Below are 19,313 nucleotides of genomic sequence, written 5' to 3' on the forward strand. Positions count from 1 at the left end.
GCTGGTGAGTCAGGGCGCCTCCTTCAGGAACCCAAGCTTCCGAGCGATCCGAGCGATCCGAGCGATCCGAGCGATCCGAGCGGAGTAGGACTCGATTTCAGCGCCAAGGCGTGCCAGGCTCCAGCGGCAATGGCTGTGTAGCCACCGTCAGTTGGGGCGTCGTTGCGCTGCCCGTCCTCGGTGGCGCCCCACACGGTGATGGTGCCGTCGCCTTTCAGTGCCAGCGAATGCGCCCAGCCTGCAGCCACGGCTGTGTAGCCACCGTCAGTGGGGGCGTCGTTGCGCTGTCCATTGTCGGTGGCGCCCCACACGGTGATGGTGCCGTCGCTCTTCAGTGCTACCGCGTGGAAGTCGCCGACGGAGATGGCGGTGTAGCCGCTACCAGTGGGGGCGTCGTTGCGCTGGCCGTAGTCGGTGTTTCCCCAGACTGTGATGGTGCCGTCGGCTTTCAGCGCTGCCGAATGATCACCACCGGCGGCGATCGCGATGTAGCCGCCCCCGGTAGGCGTTCCGTCGCGCTGGCCGTAGCTGTTGTTTCCCCAGATGGTGATGGTGCCGTCGCGCTTGAGCGCGAGCGAATGGGCATCGCCCGCGGCGATCTCCGTGTAGTCACCTCCGATGGGGGCGTCGTCGCGCTCGCCCCATGCGTTGCTTCCCCAGGTGGTGACGGTGCCGTCGGCTTTGAGTGCCAACGAGTGGTGCCAGCCCGCGGCGACGGCTGTGTAGCCACTTCCGGTGGGGGCATCGTAGAACTGCCCATCGGTGTCGTCACCCCAGGTGGTGACGGTGCCGTCCGCTTTCACTCCCACCGAATGGAAGTCGCCGGCGGCGACGGCCGTGTAGTCGCCTTCGGTGGGCGTAGCGTCGCGCTGCCCGTAATCGTTCTGCCCCCATGCGGTGATGGTGCCGGGGTGGTCGCCGGGCACACCGACCGGTGCGGCGACCGCAGCCGTGGCGGTGCCGATAGCAAGTGCTGCGGAGGTGAGTGCGGCGGCCAGATTTCGAAGGCGTCTGGCTCTGCGCGGTCGACGCATACGATCGATTGTCGTCATGGTGGATGTGCCCTTCCGGCGGAGTTCGAGTCCTGACGCTCGGACGCCTGGTGAGCACATGATGCAGCAGCGGGCGAATTCCGAGTTATGTCCATCGAACCCGAGCAGAGCAGGGGACAAGCACGAAAAGTGAGTGAAGCCGGATGTGAAACTTCACCGACGAGGGTGAGAGTGGAGGTGAAGAGTTCAGGACCGGCGACTCCTTCTGCGGACGCCGACCCCTCGCGTCCTCTGCTACCTCGCCCGAGCGCCATATCGACACGGTTCGCCCGGATTCAATGGCGACGGGGCGAGGGTCATTCAGCGATCGGCTGCCACCGCGCGGCGCGGATCTCGCGGTGGACGCCGGCATCCCGGCTGGTGCTGATGCCGGGAATCAGCAGTGACCACATCTCGTCGATACGCTGCTCCAGATCCGCGCGCCGCGTCAGGACCTGGGACAGCAATTGCACGCCGGTGAACGAGCCAATGATGAACTGAGCCAGGGTCGGTGAATCGATCGTCTCCACGATCTCGCCCTGCCGAATGCCGAGCTCGATGAGGGTCCGGGTGCCGTCGATCCAGTCCAGGTATGGCCGCGCCGGACCGTCGGTCCCGCTGAACTCCAGGGTGAGTCGGAGACCGGCTCGGACGATCGGATCGTGCACGATCCGTGTGCCCATCTCATGGCACAGCATCACGAGTTGCTGTAGTGCAGGTGCCCCCGATTCCGCGATAGCGCTGTACATTGCACGCATCGCTTGGTGCTGTTCGTCTATGACGACTCTCGCGAGTTCGTCCTTCGAACGGAAGTGGAAGTAGAGTGCGCCCTTCGTGGTACCAGCCCTGTCGACGATGTCGCCGAGGCTCGCGCCCTTGAATCCGGAACGCTCGAACATTCGAGCCGCTCCGGTGATGATCTGCTGCCGTGTTGCCACGGCACGTGCCTGTTGTGCCATGCCCTACCTCTCCCCGACGGATCCGACCGGCATAGCGACCGCCCGGAAGCACCGACCGGTCGCTATGTCAGAACGTCGAAACGCTACCAGTTTCTAACTAACGACCGATTGGGGTCTCGGATGGGAACAGCTTCCGGGCATACTCGGCGAGCTGTCGAATCATGTGGTCCAGGAACGCCTCCGGGTCGGTGTCCTGGACGACCTCGGCATTGGGTTCGCGTCCCCACATTCCGGTCCAGTCGGCAACAGTCTGGCCGCGGGTGATGCGGCCGCCTACTTCCACATCGACCGTTGCGGAGCGGTACCGCGCCACACTGGAGTCGAGCGCGACGGCCGCGGCGAAGGGATCATGCATGTGCGCGAGGTAGCCCTGGCCGTGGTCGTCGTGGAACTCGAAGTAGTACCGCACCGCGTCGCACAGGTGGCGCACGAGCGGGTTCGACGCCGCTGAGCGGGTGCCACGATCTTCGTCGACGGACATCGATTCGACCGGGGTGCTGTCCGACAGTTCCGCCAGCCGCTGCAGGTGTCCGGGCCGCAGCACGATCCGTTCGGTGACGTCGAGGCTGCAGACGATGGGTCGGCGGTCCTCCGGCAGCCCGGAGAACGCCGCGAACACCTCCGCGGCGGCCTCGGGGTCGACCGAGATGTTCCATTCCGCGACCGGGGTGGTGTTGCCCGGATGACCGAATGCGCCACCCATGACGACGAGTCGACGCAGTCGGCGGGGGAGGTCCGGGTCCATGCGTACCGCGAGTGCCAGATTGGTGAGCGGGCCGGTGACCAGGCCGACGAGTTCGCCCGGGTGCGTCCGGGTGAGATCGACCCACGCCTGCGCCGCCGTGCGCGACGACGGCGCCCTGGTCGGCGGCGGCAGGGTGGCGTATCCGATTCCCTGTGGTCCGTGTGTGTCCTCGGTGGTGCGCAGTGGGACGGTCAGGGGTGCGGCGGCACCCAGTGCGACCTCGATGGCGTCGGCACCACACAACTGCAACCACGCCAGATTGTTCGTGGCGACCTGTGCGGCCGGGACATTGCCCGCCGTCGAGAGGACGGCGAGGATCTCGGCGTCCTCTCGGGACAGGAGGTACAGCAGTGCTACCGAATCGTCGATGCCGGTGTCGACGTCGATGATCAGCCGGGTGCGGTCGTTCACGGACGGTCGCTGTCGATCGGTCACCGCTCCATCATCGCGGACTCTTGCCGATCGTGACGGATCGCCGCTCCTCCCGCCCTACCATGACATCGTGAATCCCCAGCGAAACAACGCGGTTCGGATCCTGTGGGCGGCGTTCGGCGTCCTGGCCATCGTCCATCTCGCGGCGCAACTCGCCGACGCCGACCAGCTCGCGAACGTATCGCAGTGGTTCCTGATGCCGATGCTGGCGAGCGTGCTCTGGTCAGCGACGGGGGCGGGCCGGAGCCGTCTGGTCGTCTTGACGCTTGTGGCCCTGGGATTCTCCTGGTTGGGGGACAGTGCACCGGACCTGGCCGAAGGCGACATCTCCTTCCTGTTGATGATGGGGTTCTTTCTCCTTGCTCAGTTCACCTACATCGCCGCGTTCCTGCCGTATCGCAGCGCCAGTGTGCTGATCGAACGGCGCGGGTGGGCAGCTGCATACGTCGGCGCTGTCGTCGCACTGGTTGCCGCGTGCGCGCCTGGTGCTGGCGATCTGCTGGTACCTGCCCTCGTCTACGGCATCACTCTCGGTGTCATGGCGGCCCTGGCGACCGGGCTCAACCGCTGGGCGGCAATCGGCGGCGCCATGTTCCTCGTCTCGGACGGGCTGATCGCCCTGGGAGCGTTCGCCGATTGGTTCACTCCGCCGCTCGAGGGCTTCTGGATCATGGCGACGTACATCGTCGCTCAGGTCTTGATCGTGCTCGGCGTGCTGGCGGCCGAACGCGGGGCGTGCTGCGGTCACCGCTCCGTGGGTGAATCCGCCACGGCTTCGGCGTAATACCGACAGCGCGATCGAGCCGGTCGGTCGCCGTGGTGAACGTGGTGACCGCAGGCGCCGTCAGCTTCCGAAGTCGTGAGTGCGATCGGTTACGTGCCGCCGTCGCGGGCGACATACTGGTCGATACCCGGACTCGAGACGAAGGGGCGATGGCCATGTGTCGGCTGTTCGGACTGTCCGCGGCGCCGCACCGTGTGCACGCGACGTTCTGGTTGTTCGACGCCGACGACAGTCTCGCGCGGCAGAGTCGGCGAATGCCGGACGGTACCGGACTGGGCACATTTTCCGTGGACAGCAGGGCCGGCTGTTCGCGCACAACGGCGTGATCGAAGATCTGTCCGCGCTCGAGGCGGAGCTCGGCGACTACCGTGGGCTCGTGAAGGGCGAAACCGATTCGGAGCGGTTCTTCGCGCTGATCACCCGCTATATCGATGAGCACGACGGCGACGTCGCCGCCCGAATCACCGCCGCGGTGGCCTGGGTCGCCGACCGCCTGCGAATGCTGTCGCTGAACTTCGTGCTGATCAGTGCGACGGAGATGTGGGCGCTGCGTCTTCCGGATACCCACGACCTGTTGGTGCTGCGACGCAGGTCGGGCGGCCCCGGTGGCCATCGTCATCTCGACCACGCGGCGCGCGCCGGCACGGTTCGTGCCCGGTCCGGGCAGCTCGCCGAGCTTCCCGCGGTGGTGGTTGCAACGGAGCAGATGGACGAGGACCCGGACTGGGAGTCGCTGTGCCCGGGTGAGCTTCTCCACGTGGCTACCGACCGAACCGTTACCCGCACGATGGTCCGCGGCCGACCCGCGCGCCATCAGCTCACGCTGGCAGATCTGACGGACCGGGCTGCCGCCGCGCAGTCGCCCAACCCGGTGTGATTCGTCAGGCGCGCTGCACGTGAATCTCGAATCCGGCGTCGCGCAGGCGTGCGGTGAGCACGTCACCTATCGCGACCGCCGGCGTCAGAACACCCGCGACGTCGGGGAGATCGTCGCGTTGCAGGGCCAGCGCCAAGGCAGATTCACCGAGCATGACGGCGGTCGCTGCGTAACCGGGATCACCCTGCGCCGAGATGCGCGCGGTGTAGCGGGCACCGGTGCTGGTCCGGGTATACACGTCTATCGTGAAATGTCCGGTGCTGCGGGTCTTTTCGCTCGGGCCCTCGCCAGGTTTGGGTAGGATCCGGTCCAGCAGAGCGCGAGTCGGCGGGAACAGCAATCCGGCCATCAGTCCGCCGACGCCGGCACCGATGGCCGCGGCGATCGCCGGTGAGACGATCGAGGAGCCCACGTTCATCACCTCGCGGTACCGGAACTGCTTGCCGTAGGCGAAGCCGCTGAGCGCGTTGCTCCGACGCACTACCCGGGTGTTGTAGAGCGCCATCACGAACGGCGCCTTCCAGCCTGACAGTCCGGGTGCGATGTCGGAGCCGCGCACCATGGTCAGATCGGGCTGCTTCCCGAGGTCGGGTTCGGCGGAACGGTCGGGGCTCAGCGAGTACGGCGCCGCGGCGAGGTGACGAAGCCTGGCGTCGCGCCTGGTGACGTCGATTTGAGTGCGCAGGGAGTCGATGGTCCCGCCACTGATGCCGCCGCGCATGGACGTCACCACCAGTGTCGTGTCGGTGAGGTCGCCGGCGCCGTCTGCCGCTACCTGCCGGTGCAGGACGTGAACTCCGAGATCGGAAGGGATGGAATCGAATCCGCAGGAATGGACGATTCGTGCGCCGCTGGCCCGTGCAATGTCGTGGAAACGGTCGATGCTGTCCCTGGCGAACAGGACCTCGCCGGTGAGGTCGACGTAATCGGTGCCGGCCTCGGCGCATGCGCGTACCAGCGGCAGACCGTACTTCGCGTAAGGGCCGACCGTGGTCGCCACGACATGGGTGGCGGCTGCGAGCTCGTCGAGCGACGCGTCGTCAGTGGCGTCCGCGTGCAGCAGCGGCCACTGTGCCGCGGCCGGGCCGAGGTCCGCGCGCACCTGTGCCAGGCGATCGATAGAGCGCCCCGCGAGGCCGATTCGGGCAGCGGTCGGCGCATTCCGGGCAAGGTGCTCGGCCACGAGTCTGCCGACGAAGCCGGTGGCTCCGTAGACGACGACGTCGAGTTCGCGCGCACGCGGGGCAGCAGTCATAGGAACGACCCTATTAGCCGGTAAGGCAAAGAGCGACGGACATCACACCGGTGCGTGCCGCTGGGCGCCATGTCCGCGGAGCGTCAGGTACCCGACCCATGACACGAGGACGCACACCGCGACGAGTGCCCGGACCAGTCCCACCGCGTTCTCCGGATAGACGACGCCCGTCAGATAGTGCGCGATGAAGCCGCTCGACGGCAGCTGCTGCTCACCGGCCCGTGTTCGAGCCCAATTCTCCAGGTCGGTGAGGGGGCAATCGATCCCGACGAGAACCGAGCTGAAGCCCCACGCGACAGCCAGCAGGTGCAGCCAGATGGTGCGGCGCCACCGCCACGCCAGGAACCCGCCCGCGACCACATAGCCGAGGAAGGCCAGGTGGATGACCACGGTGGCGTCGACCGTGATGCGATACAGCACCGTCGCACCTCCCGGTGGCGGGACGAACAACTCGACGTGTTCCAGGCTACTGCGCTGCGCCTACTCAGTGTGCTGTGTCTACCTCGGTCCGATGTGCCCTCCTGCTGGGCGGTGCCCACCTGCTGCGCAGTGCCCACCTACTGCGGTTCCTTGACCACCAGGATCGGTACGTCGACTTCGAGGAGCAGACGCTGCAGCGAGCGTTCGAGCAGGAACTTTCCGATCGCGGACATGCGCCGGCTGCCGACGACGAACAACCCCGCGCCACTTGCCGCAATCAAGTCCACCAGAGCGCCCACTCGGTCCCCGCTGTGCTCACCGGTCCGTAACTCCCACGGCGATCCACCGACGCCACCGGAGTCGAGTACTGCCTGCACAGCGGCCCGAACCGCAGCCTCCTCGGACTCTGGAGCGGAATCGATGGCGCCGGCTTCCGCTTCGTCGTCGACGATCTGCAGGACGAGAAGTTGCTCGCGCCGCTGCATCGCTTCCCGCGCGGCAAATACCATCGCCACCCGTCCCTCTGGACTGTCGCTGTATGCAACGGCAATGGCCATGAAGCCTCCCCAAGCAGGCGGTGGATACCGCAGGTGATCGGTGCGCGTGTCCAGTATCCCTGCTATGTGGCAGAAATCGGGTGTGGCGCACGTCCTACCGGGTGCTACCAGGGGGACGGTTCGAAGTCCTTGAGGAAGCACCCGTGCAGGTCGACGCCCAGCTCGCCCTGGATGATCGGGTCGTAGACGCGGGCTGCGCCGTCCACGAGGTCCAACGGCGCGTGGAATCCCTCGTCGGCGAGTCGCAGCTTCGTGTAGTGCGGTCGCTCGTCGGTGATCCACCCGGTGTCGACCGCGGTCATGAGGATGCCGTCGTCGAGCATCTCCTTCGCGCTGGTGCGGGTGAGCATGTTGAGTGCGGCCTTCGCCATGTTCGTGTGTGGGTGCCCGGGGCCCTTGTACGCGCGGCTGAACTGACCCTCCATCGCCGAGACGTTCACCACATACTTGCGGCGGGCCTCTGCGGCCGCCATCGACGGTCGCAGCCGCGACACGAGGATGAACGGTGCCACCGAGTTGCACAGCTGCACCTCGAGCAGCTCGATCGGATCGACCTCCTCGACGGTCTGCACCCAGCTGTTGGTGTGCGCCAGATCCGGCAGCAGGCCGCCGGCGTCGATCGCGACACCCTGCTCGATGCGGTCGGGCGTCGCGGATCCGGCGACGAGCGCCAGCGAGCTCACCTCCTCGGCGGACAGCGTGGACGCCGCGGTGAGTGTGGCTGTCGACAGCGACCCCGCCAGCGCGGCCGGGTGTGCCTCACTCGTCTTGCCGAACGTCACGACGTCGGGCAGTTCGCCCGCCGGCAGTGGCCCGGACTCGGCGTCGGCCAGTGCGCTGTAGGCGCCAGGGGAGCGCCGCACCGTCTGGGCCGCATTGTTGATCAGGATGTCCAGCGGACCCTGCGCGGCAACGGAATCCGCCAGTGCCACCACCTGCGCCGGATCGCGCAGGTCGATGCCGACGATACGGAGGCGGTGGATCCAGTCGGCGCTGTCCTCCATCGCCTTGAAGCGTCGGATGGCGTCGTTGGGAAAGCGTGTCGTGATCGTCAGGTGGGCGCCGTCACGAAGTAGGCGCAGCGCTATGTACATGCCGATCTTGGCGCGGCCGCCGGTCAGCAGCGCCCGGCGCCCGGTCAGGTCGGTTCGCGCGTCCCGCTTGGCGTGGTTGCGGGCCGCGCACTCGGGGCACAGCTGGTGGTAGAACGCATCCACCTGTGTGTACCGCTGCTTGCAGATATAGCAGGGCCGCGGACGAATCAGGGTGCCCGCGGTCGCGCCCACCGTGTTGGACGAGATCAGGATTCCAGCCGTCTCGTCGTCGATGCGCTCGGGGGAACCGGTCGCGGTCGACGCGACGACTGCGCGATCGGCTTCGGAGATGGCGTCGCGGGTTTCGATCCGGCGTCGGCGCTTGAGCTTCTTGAACAGGTTACCGACCGCGCGCTGCAGCGCGATCGAATCGGGGTGGTCGGCGTCCAGTGCGGATGCTTCCGACAGAACCCGCATGCAGGTGTCGAGGTCGGCGGGATCGATACCCGTCATCGGTTGTGCCATCGGTAACTAACCCAGTCCTGATCTCGTGATACCTGGAATTGCGCAGGCGGTCGCCGCCAGAGTCTACCGAGTCCACTGGATCCGACGCCGCTGCCGCTGCGCTGGTGACAGGGCGACGTGGTGAGAGGAGCATGTGAGGCATAACGGGGACTACCCCCAGAACGTCCCCGCTCGAGATATGACACTCGAGGAGGGTTGGACAATGAACGAGTCGAATCGTCGGACTGGTGAAGGGCCGGATCGATCGCGACAGAGCACGACCGCCGACACGGCGGCGGGGGTCGGCGCATTGGAGATCCTGCACGCCGAATCGGTGGTGCCGGTGGAGCCGCCGTTGCAGAAGGATGGACCGTTTCTCCCCGAACTCACCGAGGTGGACCTACTGGTCCGGGCGCCGGAGGCGCGCCGGGATTTCAACGTGTCGGGGTCCGGCGCGACGGTCGCGATACTCGATACGGGGCTGCGCACCACGCACGTCGATTTCGCGGGACGGGTGGTGCCGGGGCGCAACTTCACCTCGGACTACGGCGGGGACTCGCGCGAGGTCGCAGACGGTTGCGGTCACGGCACTTCTGTCGCCGGAATCGCCTGTGCGGGAAGGATTCACACCGGTATCGCTCCGAATGCGAGGGTGGTCCCGGTGAAGGTGCTGCGCAACGACGGTACCGGGAGGTTCGCCGATATCCGCGATGCACTGGACTGGGTTCTCGACCATCGCAGCACACTGGGGATCTCTGCGCTGTGCCTGGCGACGGGTGCCTCCGACAATCGTACGACCGACACGGACATGCCTGGTGATGCGATCGGTGCGCTTCTCCAGGAGTTGACGGACGAGGGCGTCTGCTGCTGTGTGGCCGCGGGCAACGACTACTACGCGCACGGCGGTATGCAGGGAATGTGTTATCCCGCGATCTTTCGGCAGACGATCAGCGTCGGTGCCGTGTACGACGCCGACGAGGGCAGCTTCCGTTACCGCGACGGCGCCAAGGCGTTCGCGTCGGACGCAGATCGGCTCACCCCGTTCACTCAGCGGCTGCACCGCACCGTGGGCGGGCCGTGTGCGACCGACACATTCGCCCCCGGAGCGCCGATCACTGCGCCGGGCATTCTCAACGACACGGGGGAGTCCATCCAATACGGTGCCAGTCAGGCGACTCCGGTCGTCACCGGTGTAGTCCTGCTGCTGCAGTCGTTCTACCTGCGAACGATCGGTAGGTTACCGAGCGTCGCCGAGGTCAAGCGGTGGCTCCTGCGCGGATCTACGGTGGTCTACGACGGTGCCGACGATCGTGACAATGTCAATCACACGGAGTCGACGTTCCCTCGGGTGAGTGCGATCGGATCGCTGCTGGTGTGCGCGAAGGATCTCGCGGTGCGGGAATTGGCGACCGCGGATCGATCGAATCGAGCGCGCCCACGGGCCGGGGCAGTACGGCACTAGGTGGAGTTCCGTTCAACGAAAAGTTCCCCGCTTCCGTAAGGAATCGGGGAAATTTTCGTCTGTCTCAACTCAGAGTGTCCGAGGGGGGACTTGAACCCCCACGTCCGTTAATAGGACACTAGCACCTCAAGCTAGCGCGTCTGCCATTCCGCCACTCGGACTCGTTGTTGCAGGCTGTTCAGTTGTTTTTCTCTTTGCCCCGTTCTCCGGGTGCCTGGAAAGATTATCCGATGTTTCGCTAGGTCCAAAATCGCCTGGTCAAAGGTCAGTTTCGCGCGATATGGGTGTATCTGCGAGACCAGGTGCGCGGCGTCTGACGGTGGTAGGAAAGTGAGGTGGCATCACATGAAGAAGCAGCGTCCCCGCATTCTCCCGTCCGTCGCGCCGTATCCGAGGTCGTCGACCTCGTCAGTGCGCTGATCCGATTCGACACGTCCAACACCGGTGAGCTCGAGACCACCAAGGGGGAGCGGGACTGCGCCCTCTGGGTGCAGGCGCGGCTCGAGGAGGTCGGCTACGAGACCGAGTACGTCGAGTCGGGTGCGCCCGGACGCGGCAATGTGTTCGCCCGTCTGCGCGGGGCCGACACCTCGAGGGGGACGCTCCTGATGCATGGTCATCTGGATGTCGTCCCCGCCGAACCCGCCGATTGGAGCGTGCACCCTTTCTCGGGGGCTGTGGAGGACGGCTACGTGTGGGGACGTGGCGCGGTCGACATGAAGGACATGTGCGGCATGATGCTGGCGCTGGCTCGCCAGTTCAAGGCCGAGGGCACCGTCCCGCCGCGTGACATCCTGTTCGCGTTCGTCGCCGACGAGGAGGCCGGCGGCAAGTATGGCTGCCAGTGGCTGGTCGATCACCGCCCAGATCTGTTCGAGGGTGTCACCGAGGCGGTCGGTGAGGTCGGCGGCTTCTCCCTCACCGTCCCGCGCGCGGACGGCACGGAAAAGCGCCTGTACCTCGTGGAGACGGCCGAGAAGGGGCTCGGCTGGATGCGGCTGACCGCGAAGGCCACCGCGGGCCACGGGTCGTTTCTGCACGACGACAACGCAGTGACGATCCTTGCGGACGCGGTGTCCAGGCTCGGTAATCACACCTTCCCGCTGGTGATGTCGGACTCGGTGGCCGAGTTCCTCACCGTTCTCGCCGAGGAGACCGGCGTTACGTTCGACCCGGACTCGCCGGACATCGACGGCGCGCTCGTCAAGCTAGGGTCCATCGCGCGGATCATTGGGGCGACCCTGCGCGACACCGCCAACCCGACGATGTTGAAGGCGGGATACAAGGCGAACGTGATCCCGCAGACCGCGGAGGCAGTCTTCGATTGCCGGGTGCTGCCGGGACGTCAGGCCGCGTTCGAACGCGAGGTGGACGAGCTGATCGGCCCCAACGTCACCCGCGAGTGGATCACCAAGCTCGACTCCTACGAGACGACGTTCGACGGTCACCTGGTGGACGCGATGAACGACGCCGTGCTGGCGCACGATCCCGACGGCCGCACGGTGCCGTACATGTTGTCGGCGGGTACCGACGCAAAAGCGTTCGCACGTCTGGGAATTCGCTGCTTCGGTTTTGCGCCCCTGCGGTTGCCGCCGGATCTGGACTTCGCAGCGCTGTTCCACGGCGTCGACGAGCGGGTGCCCGTGGATGCATTGCACTTCGGTACCCGAGTGATGGAACACTTCCTGCTACACAGCTGAACCCGAGATCTGGGAGAGGATTCACATGGCACACGATCCGTATGACGGACTGCCCGAACTGCCGTCCTTCACGTTGACCTCCGAGGACGTCACCGACGGTTCCCCGCTGAAGAAGGATCAGGTCAGCGGCATCTTCGGGGCCGGTGGACGCGACATCTCGCCGCAGCTGTCGTGGTCCGGGTTCCCGCCCGAGACCAAGAGCTTCGCCGTGACGATGTTCGACCCCGACGCTCCCACCGCGTCGGGCTTCTGGCATTGGGCCGTGGCGAACATTCCGGTCACCACGACGTCGCTGCGAGCGGACGCGGGGGATGAGACCGGTTCCGGTCTGCCCGAGGGCGCGGTGACGCTGCAGAACGACGGCGGCCTCGCCCGGTTCCTCGGCGCGGCACCGCCGCAGGGACACGGCCCGCACCGCTACATGATCGCGGTGCACGCGGTGGACGTCGAGCGGCTCGACGACGTCACCGCGGACTCCAAGCCCGCGTTCCTCGGCTTCAACCTGTTCTTCCATTCGATCGCGCGAGCGGTCATCACCGGAACGTACGAAGAGAAGTAGTTCCGGCGCGAACACCAGTGGCCACCCACCCCTGAGCAGGGATGGATGGCCACTGGTGAGCAGTCGGTTATGTGGGGGCGCCTGCACCAACGGCGTCCGCGACGGATCGGTAGCCGGCCTCGCGGACCTTGTGTGCCAGTCCCTTGTGGAGCTTCTTGGCGTAGAACGGGCCACCGTAGATGAACCCGGTGTAGCCCTGGACGAGAGTCGCCCCGGCGAGGATCCGCTCCCAGGCCTGGTCGACGGTCTCGATGCCGCCCACCGAGATCAGCACCAGCTTGTCGCCGACGCGGCCGTGCAACCGGCGCAGCACCTCGAGCGAGCGGGCCGCGACCGGGGCGCCGGACAGGCCGCCAGCGCCGATCTCATCGATCCGCGACTGCGGGGTCTGCAGGCCGGAGCGGGAAATCGTGGTGTTGGTGGCGACGATGCCCGCCAGACCCAGTTCCACCGCCAGATCGGCGACCGCGTCGACGTCCTCGTCCGAGAGATCGGGGGCAATCTTCACGAGCACCGGAATGTGTACGGTGTCGAGCACTGCCTGCAGTAGCGGGCGCAGCGATTCGACAGCCTGCAGATCCCGCAGACCCGGCGTGTTGGGCGAGCTGACGTTGACGACCAGGAAGTCGGCGAGCGGCCCCAGTAGACGGGCGCTGGCGGTGTAATCGCCGGCCGCCTCCTCCGCGGGGACGATCTTGGTCTTGCCGATGTTCGCGCCGATCGGGATGTCGCCGCGGCGGTGCCGCAGGTAGTTGGCGGCGTTGCCGGCACCGTGGTTGTTGAACCCCATCCGGTTGATCAGCGCGCGATCATCCGGCAGACGGAAGAGCCGCGGCTCGGGATTGCCGGGCTGCGGCTGCGCGGTGACGGTGCCGACCTCAGCGAAGCCGAAGCCCAGCGGCCCCCACGTGTCGACGCCGGTCGCGTCCTTGTCGAACCCGGCGGCCAGCCCGACCGGTGCCGGGAAGTCCACACCGAAAGCCTTGGTGCGCAGCACCGGATCGTCGACGACGAGGACCTTGGCGACGAGCGCGCGGATCGGTGCGAAACGCGTCACGAGCCGCATCGCGGCGAATGCGAGGTGGTGAATGCGTTCCGGCGGAACCCGGAACATCAGACGCATGAGCAGGTAGTACACGAATCTCCCTCGATACCAGGCGGCGGAATGTGGTGGGTGGTTACTTCACGTCGACCGGGATCCGCTGCAGCCCGTCACCGGTCGCGGAGCCGACGAGTAGGGTTCCGCCGTCGACGGCGACGGAGTTGGGCTGACGAACCGTGTCGTACCGCACCTTCTCGACCGGGATGCCGGTGGAGAGGTCGTAGCCGATCACTCGATTGGCGGCGGTCAGCGTGACCCACGCCAGCTCGGCCTGCTCGTCATAGGTGACCGCGTACGGAGCGTCTGCGACGGGGTAGCGCTGGCGCATGAGCAGCGGATCGGTGGTGAAGACGAGCAGCTCGCCGCCGGTGGTGTCGGTGACGAGGATCCGTCCGAACTTGTCTGTCGCGAGTTGAGTCGCGCCCTCGCCGGCGCGCAGCGCCAGCCCGAGCGAGCCGTCGCCGACGTCGATGCCGGCGAGCGCGGTCTGCTTCCGATCCAGGGCGCTGAGTTCGCCGTTCGTCAGCGCCAGCGCGTCGACCGAGGCCAGGCCCGAGATGGTCCGGGAGACCCCGCCGTTCGGGTCGAGGATCTGAACCTTGCCACTGGAAAGGCCCACCGCGAGCGCGCCGTCGTCCAGGAAGATGGCGGAGCGGGCGTCCCCATCGACGGGGACCGACGACGAGCCGCCGCCGGGTTTGACATCCACGATCTGCACGCGCCCGTTCATCGGCAGCAGGAGGCGTCCCTCGGGGGCGAATGTCACCTGCGAGGCGACACCGTCGAGAGGGATCTCCCGGGGAGCGTCTCCGCCGGGCCGGGTGACGTCCAGGGTGAACAGCTTGCTGCCGTTGTCGGTCAGCAAGGCGGTGGTGTGCGTGAGGGGGTCGACCGCGAGCCCGTCGATGGAACGCCCGATGTTCTGTACCGATCCGGCGGGTGTGGCTCCGGCCGGGGACATGGCCGCGGTCGCCGGTTCGATCGTCTGCAGATCCTCGCCGTCCTTCTCGGATGAACAGCCGGTGAGCAGAAGTAGTGCGGCCCCGATCGTGCAAGCGGTGATGCGCGGCGCGGGTAGTCGCATGGTTGTGCTCCTCGGGTGCTGCTGGGCTGCTGCTCGGGTGATTCGCCCTCCAGCATCCCTGATCGGCCGGACGGGCCAGAATCCGAGTCGGTTCCAGCCAGGATCTGCGCTTAGTGCTCGGGGGTGCGCTCGTCGTAGCCGCGGCGGGGCAGGACCAGCGTCGCCCCGGAGCGGGGATGTTCGAAGACCTCCACGGGGTGTCCGTAGACCCGGCTCAGCAGTTCCTCGGTGAGTACCTCGGCCGGCGGACCGTCGGCGGCGACGCAGCCGTTCTCGAGAACGCAGATCCGATCGGCGTAGGCCGCGGCCAACCCCAGGTCATGCAGCACGACGACGATGGCGGCACCCGCGCCCGCCCGCTCGCGTGCGATCCGCATCACGGCCTCCTGGTGCCCGAGGTCCAGCGCGGCGGTCGGCTCGTCGAGCAGTGCCGTCTCGGTGTCCTGTGCCAGCACCCGAGCGAGTGCGACTCGTGCCCGCTCCCCACCGGACAGAACGCTGAACGGCCGGTCCGCGAGGTGCCGAACGTCACAGACGTCCATGCACTCGTCGATCCGGATCCCGTCCTCGTGCTCGAGGGGCGTCCGCTGCCAGGGCGCCCGGCCCATCTGCACCACCTGCCGAGCGGTGAACGAGAACCCGACGGTGTGCTGTTGCGGCAGCACCGCGCGACGGCGCGACATCTCGGGCGTGGACCATTCGGCGAGGGCCTTGCCATCGAGTTCGATCTTGCCGGAGCGGATCTCCTGATCGCCGGACAGGGCGGCCAGCAGCGTCGACTTGCCGGCACCGTTGGGTCCGACCAGCGCCAGGACTTCGCCCGCCCGGACTGCCAAGTCGACGCGGTCGAGTACCGTGCGCCCGCCACGTTCGACGCTGACGTGGTCTGCGCGCATCGTCACGGCGCCGCGTTCGGTGGACGGCGGAACGGTCGCGTTGCGACCGAACAGGTTTCGCGAGCGTTCGAGTAGCGAGCCCATCACGCCCACCCGCCCTGCCTGGCCCGCGTGCGGCGCAGCAGCCAGAAGAAGAACGGTCCGCCTACCAGAGAAGTGAGCATGCCCAGCGGCAGGTCGGCATGGGGGACGAGGGTCCGGGCCCCGAGATCGGCGGCCAGCAGCACGATCGCGCCGCCCAGCACGCTCGCCGGAATCAGCAGCCGATGGCCGGGGCCGACCGACATCCGCATCACGTGCGGCACCACGAGCCCGACGAACAAGATGATTCCGGTGAATGCGACGCCCGAGGAAACCAGGACGGCGACGATGACGACGGCGATCAGGCGCAGCTTCTCGACGTCGACGCCGAGATGTCGGGCGGCGCTCTCGCCGAGCGCGAGCAGGTCCAGCTTGGACGCGAGGAGTATCGACGCGGCGATGCCGGCGACGGCCATCGGCGCGACGATCGCCACGGCGTTCCAGGTGGCACCGTTGAGGCTGCCGAGTTGCCAGAACACGATCTGGTCGCGCGCCGACGGGCTGGCGACGAACGTGAAGAACGCGATGAGGCCACCGGCGAAGGCGTTGATGGCGACACCGGTCAATACCAGGGTGACCACCTCGGTCCGCCCCTCGGAGCGGGCCAGCAGGTAGACCAGTGCCGTGGTGATCAGGCCGGAGACGAACGCGGCACCCGCAACCGCCAGTCCGGCGGTGAAGGCGCCACCGAGAACGATCGCGGCACACGCACCGACCGCCGCACCGGCGGACACGCCGATGACGCCCGGTTCGGCGAGGGGGTTCGCGAACACTCCCTGCAGCAGTGCCCCCGAGCATCCGAGCGCGGCGCCGACAATGATCGCCAGCAGCACCCGAGGAAAGCGGACCTGCCACAGCGTCACTTCACCGCTCGGGTGTGCCGGCATCGGTCCGATTTCCAGGCCGATCCGGTGCAGCACGCTCCCGAATACCTCGGCAGGGCTGGTTTGGACCTGACCGATGCACGCGGACGCCAGGGCGAGCACGGCCAGTAGGACCACGAGCCCGACGATGACCGTGCCGGCGCGGGCGCGCGGCCGGGCCCTTACCTCCGTGCTCATTCCGCGTCGGGGTGATAGATCGCGCCGGCGAGGGCCTGGAGCACCTGGCCGGTGTTGGTACCGAAGCTGAGCAGCATGGTGTCGGACATGTCGACGACCCGCTGGTTGATCCCGGCCGGGGTCTGCGCGATACCCGGTACCTTCGCGAGACCGTCGAGTCCGCCGATGGACGCGAGACCACCGCTCATCATCAGCATCACATCGGGGGAAGCCGCGATCATCGCCTCACTGGTGATCGGCACGAATGGTTGCGTCAGACCGGATGCGATGCCGGCGTCGGTACCGCCGAGCGCCTCGATGAGTGAGTCTGCACCGGATCCTGGCCCGGACATCATCGTGATCGCCGGGCCGCGCATGTAGAGGAAGGCAATCTTCGGTTTGTCCGCGTCGGCCGGGATCATCGCGCGTGCATCGGCGATCTCCTTCTCGGTGCGGGCGACGAGCTCGGCACCCTGTGCCGGAACGCCGAGGGCCTGGGCCACCGCGGTGATCTGCCCGGGCACCCCCTCGAGGGTGCGGGTCGGGTCGAAGTACACCACCGGGATTCCCGCGGCACGCAGCTGGTCCTGGACCGACTTCGGGCCGATGCTGGTGTCGGTCAGCACCACCGTCGGCGCGAGGTTGAGGATCGCCTCGGCGCTCATCGACTGCCCACCCGGTGTCACGTTCGGAATCGCCTTCGCTGCAGGGAAAGCCGATGAGGTGTCGCGGCCGACGATGTTGGCGCCGAGACCGAGCGCGAAGACGGTCTCGGTCAGCGTGCCGTACCGGTCGGCGGTCACGATGCGGCTGACGTCGTTCACCGTGACGTCGACCCCGTCGAAACTGCGGACGGTTGTCGGCAACTGCGGCGCCGGATTGTCCGCGACCGGCCGCGGATCCGCATTCGCAACGACCGCGGTCGTCGGACCGCGCTGCTGCGTGTCGGTCGGTGTGATGGACGCGCAGGCCGAGACCGAGACGATCGCGGCGGTCGAGGCCGTCGCGATCAGGACCCGGGAGAGAGCGTTTCTCATTTCACGAGGTAGCGATCGATATCGGCCTCGAGGTCGGCGAACAGGTCGCCGTTGAGTCCATAGGCGAGGTTGACCTCGTCGATGAAGCGAGCTTGCTCGTCGGCCGAGAACGGAGCCTGGTCGAGCTTGGCGCGGTACTCGTCTTTGAACACCTTCGGCTTGGCGATCTGATCGAAGATGTAGAAGCGCAGACCGTCGACCTCGTAGCCGTAGGCGCGCTCGAGCATCCGACGGATGATCTGGCCGCCCGACAGGTCACCCATGTAGCGCAGGTAGTGGTGTGCGACGAATGCGGCAGGCGAGGTGAACGCTACCTCCTCGAGACGCGCCACGTATGCCGCGGTCGCGGGTGTCGCGGTTACCTGGTCGAGCCACTGGGGTCCGAGCAGGAACTCGAGGTCTGCGGCGAGGGCCGGCAGGCGAATCAGCTCGGGTGCGATGAAAGGCGCGGCGACAGGGTCGGCGGCGTGGTTGCCGGCTGCACGCTCGAGGGACTCGTAGACGAGGTACGTCTGTGTCAGCAGCGCCGCGTAGCCTTCCGCGGTCAGCTTGCCGGCGAGGAGGTCGCCGACGAACCGGGATTGTTCGGTCTGCCGATGTGCAGCGTCGGTCTCGGCCTTGATGCGCTCGGCGAAACCGGCGAGTTCGCCGAATTCCGCTCCGTGGTCGAGCACGTCCATGTGATCTCCTCATCGGTAAACTTCCGAACAACGGTGAAAGGTTAGCCTATCCTCGCACATTTGTCCGGCCGATGATCAGGTCGACGGGCGCTCGACCGGTTCAGGCGCTGACGTCGTCCAGCGCGGCGGCGATCGCGGGTGGCAGTTCGAGTTCCTCAGCGGAGAGCACGCCCGTGAGCTGTGCGAGATCGCGTGCGCCGACGACGGCACTCGCCACGCCCGGCCGGTCGCGGGCCCACGCGAGCGCGACAGCGAGCGGTGAGGTGCCCAGACCGTCCGCAGCGGTCAGGACAGCGTCCACCACCCGTATCGACGATTCGGTCAGGTAGCTGCGAACCTCCGTGGCGTGCAGGTCGTCCGCGCCGCGCGAGTCGGCGGGAATTCCATTCTGGTACTTGCCAGTCAGGACACCGCCCGCGAGCGGAACCGCGGCGAATACGCCGATTCCGTGATGGGCGGCGGCAGGGAGTAGCTCCTCCTCGACGCCCCGCGCCAGGAGCGAGTACTCGGCTTGCGTCGCAACCAGTCGGCCTGGGCCGCGCAGTCCGGCGGCGGTCGCCAGTTGCCAGCCGAGGTAACCGCGGGCTCCGGTGTAGCGAACGCGCCCGCTGGTGACGGCATAGTCGAGTGTCGACGCGACCTCGTCGACGGGAGTCAACGGATCCCACGTCGCGACCTGCCACATGTCGAGGTACTCGGTGCCGAGTTCACGCAGCGTCGCGTCGAGCTGGCTGAGCAGCCCGCGGCGAGAGCAGTCCACTCGCTGCCCCGCGGAGGCCGAGGTGTTGATGCCGGCGCTGCCGCCGAGGATCAGGTACTCGCGGGGCACGACGTCGTCCAGTAGTTCCGAGAGAAGCCGTTGCGCTTGCCCGTCGCCGTAGGCGGGGGAGGTGTCGACCAGGGTGCCGCCCGCATCGACGAAGGCCGACAGCTGGGCCGCAGCCTCGTCCCCGTCGGTGTCGCGCCCCCAGTGCAGGGTGCCCAGGCCGAGCCTCGACACTCGGAGCCCGCTCGTTCCCACTGGTCTGTATTCCATAACCGCCCACGTCTCGAAACTGGATGTTCACGAAGAAC

Annotated in this window: 18 protein-coding genes, 1 tRNA gene and 1 pseudogene; 5 read left to right on the top strand and 15 right to left on the bottom strand. The window is 67.2% G+C overall.

Features of this window, described 5'->3' with window-relative positions; genetic code table 11:
• Positions 1-23 precede the first annotated feature (23 nt).
• The 3 genes from ERC79_RS22680 to ERC79_RS22690 all read right to left on the bottom strand — a co-directional run bounded on the left by ERC79_RS22680 (position 24) and on the right by ERC79_RS22690 (position 3,146).
• Positions 24-1,034: a hypothetical protein gene (locus tag ERC79_RS22680; protein WP_165497193.1), complete on the bottom strand. Its 1,011-nt coding sequence runs from the start codon at positions 1,032-1,034 to the stop codon at positions 24-26.
• Between the two features lie 314 nt (positions 1,035-1,348).
• Complete coding sequence (locus ERC79_RS22685; RefSeq protein WP_131580577.1) at positions 1,349-1,990, bottom strand: ScbR family autoregulator-binding transcription factor; 642 nt, start codon at positions 1,988-1,990, stop codon at positions 1,349-1,351.
• A 97-nt stretch (positions 1,991-2,087) separates the two neighbouring features.
• Positions 2,088-3,146, bottom strand: a complete 1,059-nt coding sequence (locus ERC79_RS22690) for a nucleoside hydrolase (RefSeq protein WP_131580578.1) — start codon at positions 3,144-3,146, stop codon at positions 2,088-2,090.
• Positions 3,147-3,237: 91 nt separating this feature from the next.
• On the opposite strand from ERC79_RS22690, the gene ERC79_RS22695 reads away from it, so the two are divergent.
• Together ERC79_RS22695 and ERC79_RS22700 are read left to right on the top strand one after the other, a co-directional pair.
• Positions 3,238-3,951, top strand: coding sequence for a lysoplasmalogenase (locus tag ERC79_RS22695; protein WP_242676692.1), 714 nt, complete (start codon positions 3,238-3,240; stop codon positions 3,949-3,951).
• A gap of 155 nt (positions 3,952-4,106) precedes the next feature.
• Positions 4,107-4,828: pseudogene (locus ERC79_RS22700) on the top strand (class II glutamine amidotransferase).
• Positions 4,829-4,832: 4 nt separating this feature from the next.
• On the opposite strand, the gene ERC79_RS22705 reads toward ERC79_RS22700, so the two are convergent.
• From ERC79_RS22705 to ERC79_RS22720, 4 genes are all read right to left on the bottom strand, one after another.
• Entirely contained in the window at positions 4,833-6,083 is a 1,251-nt protein-coding gene (locus ERC79_RS22705) for a saccharopine dehydrogenase NADP-binding domain-containing protein (RefSeq protein ID WP_131580579.1), read from the bottom strand.
• A gap of 42 nt (positions 6,084-6,125) precedes the next feature.
• Positions 6,126-6,503 (bottom strand): DUF2784 domain-containing protein, encoded by a 378-nt coding sequence (locus ERC79_RS22710; protein ID WP_131580580.1) that lies wholly within the window; start codon positions 6,501-6,503, stop codon positions 6,126-6,128.
• A 137-nt stretch (positions 6,504-6,640) separates the two neighbouring features.
• Positions 6,641-7,060 (bottom strand): universal stress protein, encoded by a 420-nt coding sequence (locus tag ERC79_RS22715; RefSeq protein ID WP_131580581.1) that lies wholly within the window; start codon positions 7,058-7,060, stop codon positions 6,641-6,643.
• Between the two features lie 104 nt (positions 7,061-7,164).
• Positions 7,165-8,619 (bottom strand): SDR family oxidoreductase, encoded by a 1,455-nt coding sequence (locus ERC79_RS22720; protein WP_131580582.1) that lies wholly within the window; start codon positions 8,617-8,619, stop codon positions 7,165-7,167.
• Between the two features lie 202 nt (positions 8,620-8,821).
• On the opposite strand from ERC79_RS22720, the gene ERC79_RS22725 reads away from it, so the two are divergent.
• Positions 8,822-10,060, top strand: a complete 1,239-nt coding sequence (locus ERC79_RS22725) for a S8 family serine peptidase (RefSeq protein ID WP_131580583.1) — start codon at positions 8,822-8,824, stop codon at positions 10,058-10,060.
• 75 nt (positions 10,061-10,135) lie between these two features.
• On the opposite strand, the gene ERC79_RS22730 is transcribed toward ERC79_RS22725, so the two are convergent.
• Positions 10,136-10,221: transfer RNA gene (locus ERC79_RS22730), tRNA-Leu, on the bottom strand.
• A gap of 174 nt (positions 10,222-10,395) precedes the next feature.
• Here ERC79_RS22730 and ERC79_RS22735 point away from each other — a divergent pair.
• Positions 10,396-11,760 (top strand): M20/M25/M40 family metallo-hydrolase, encoded by a 1,365-nt coding sequence (locus ERC79_RS22735; RefSeq protein ID WP_131580584.1) that lies wholly within the window; start codon positions 10,396-10,398, stop codon positions 11,758-11,760.
• A 25-nt stretch (positions 11,761-11,785) separates the two neighbouring features.
• Entirely contained in the window at positions 11,786-12,319 is a 534-nt protein-coding gene (locus ERC79_RS22740; protein WP_131580585.1) for a YbhB/YbcL family Raf kinase inhibitor-like protein, read from the top strand.
• A gap of 67 nt (positions 12,320-12,386) precedes the next feature.
• Here the strand turns inward: ERC79_RS22740 and ERC79_RS22745 are convergent, their stop codons facing one another.
• The 7 genes from ERC79_RS22745 to ERC79_RS22775 all read right to left on the bottom strand — a co-directional run bounded on the left by ERC79_RS22745 (position 12,387) and on the right by ERC79_RS22775 (position 19,275).
• Positions 12,387-13,457 (bottom strand): quinone-dependent dihydroorotate dehydrogenase, encoded by a 1,071-nt coding sequence (locus tag ERC79_RS22745; protein ID WP_131580586.1) that lies wholly within the window; start codon positions 13,455-13,457, stop codon positions 12,387-12,389.
• Between the two features lie 40 nt (positions 13,458-13,497).
• Positions 13,498-14,505, bottom strand: a complete 1,008-nt coding sequence (locus tag ERC79_RS22750) for a hypothetical protein (RefSeq protein ID WP_131580587.1) — start codon at positions 14,503-14,505, stop codon at positions 13,498-13,500.
• 110 nt (positions 14,506-14,615) lie between these two features.
• Positions 14,616-15,485, bottom strand: a complete 870-nt coding sequence (locus ERC79_RS22755; protein ID WP_131580588.1) for a heme ABC transporter ATP-binding protein — start codon at positions 15,483-15,485, stop codon at positions 14,616-14,618.
• The gene (locus tag ERC79_RS22760; RefSeq protein WP_131580589.1) at positions 15,485-16,543 is read right to left on the bottom strand and encodes an iron ABC transporter permease; all 1,059 of its coding nucleotides are present in this window, start codon (positions 16,541-16,543) and stop codon (positions 15,485-15,487) included. The genes ERC79_RS22755 and ERC79_RS22760 overlap by 1 nt, the downstream gene beginning before the upstream one ends.
• Complete coding sequence (locus ERC79_RS22765) at positions 16,540-17,559, bottom strand: ABC transporter substrate-binding protein (protein WP_131580590.1); 1,020 nt, start codon at positions 17,557-17,559, stop codon at positions 16,540-16,542. The genes ERC79_RS22760 and ERC79_RS22765 overlap by 4 nt, the downstream gene beginning before the upstream one ends.
• On the bottom strand, positions 17,556-18,239 hold the full coding sequence (locus ERC79_RS22770) for a biliverdin-producing heme oxygenase (protein ID WP_131580591.1): 684 nt from the start codon (positions 18,237-18,239) through the stop codon (positions 17,556-17,558). The genes ERC79_RS22765 and ERC79_RS22770 overlap by 4 nt, the downstream gene beginning before the upstream one ends.
• A gap of 100 nt (positions 18,240-18,339) precedes the next feature.
• On the bottom strand, positions 18,340-19,275 hold the full coding sequence (locus tag ERC79_RS22775; RefSeq protein ID WP_131580592.1) for an aldo/keto reductase: 936 nt from the start codon (positions 19,273-19,275) through the stop codon (positions 18,340-18,342).
• Positions 19,276-19,313 lie beyond the last annotated feature (38 nt).

Source organism: Rhodococcus sp. ABRD24, assembly GCF_004328705.1.
GTDB lineage: Bacteria > Actinomycetota > Actinomycetes > Mycobacteriales > Mycobacteriaceae > Prescottella.

Coding starts and splice junctions, on each gene's coding strand:
- ERC79_RS22705 (WP_131580579.1), bottom strand. CDS start 6,083: ATGACTGCTGCCCCGCGTGCGCGCGAACTCGACGTCGTCGTCTACGGA.
- ERC79_RS22765 (WP_131580590.1), bottom strand. CDS start 17,559: ATGAGAAACGCTCTCTCCCGGGTCCTGATCGCGACGGCCTCGACCGCC.
- ERC79_RS22750 (WP_131580587.1), bottom strand. CDS start 14,505: ATGCGACTACCCGCGCCGCGCATCACCGCTTGCACGATCGGGGCCGCA.
- ERC79_RS22770 (WP_131580591.1), bottom strand. CDS start 18,239: ATGGACGTGCTCGACCACGGAGCGGAATTCGGCGAACTCGCCGGTTTC.
- ERC79_RS22760 (WP_131580589.1), bottom strand. CDS start 16,543: ATGAGCACGGAGGTAAGGGCCCGGCCGCGCGCCCGCGCCGGCACGGTC.
- ERC79_RS22715 (WP_131580581.1), bottom strand. CDS start 7,060: ATGGCCATTGCCGTTGCATACAGCGACAGTCCAGAGGGACGGGTGGCG.
- ERC79_RS22725 (WP_131580583.1), top strand. CDS start 8,822: ATGAACGAGTCGAATCGTCGGACTGGTGAAGGGCCGGATCGATCGCGA.
- ERC79_RS22775 (WP_131580592.1), bottom strand. CDS start 19,275: ATGGAATACAGACCAGTGGGAACGAGCGGGCTCCGAGTGTCGAGGCTC.
- ERC79_RS22685 (WP_131580577.1), bottom strand. CDS start 1,990: ATGGCACAACAGGCACGTGCCGTGGCAACACGGCAGCAGATCATCACC.
- ERC79_RS22680 (WP_165497193.1), bottom strand. CDS start 1,034: ATGCGTCGACCGCGCAGAGCCAGACGCCTTCGAAATCTGGCCGCCGCA.
- ERC79_RS22720 (WP_131580582.1), bottom strand. CDS start 8,619: ATGGCACAACCGATGACGGGTATCGATCCCGCCGACCTCGACACCTGC.
- ERC79_RS22755 (WP_131580588.1), bottom strand. CDS start 15,485: ATGGGCTCGCTACTCGAACGCTCGCGAAACCTGTTCGGTCGCAACGCG.
- ERC79_RS22740 (WP_131580585.1), top strand. CDS start 11,786: ATGGCACACGATCCGTATGACGGACTGCCCGAACTGCCGTCCTTCACG.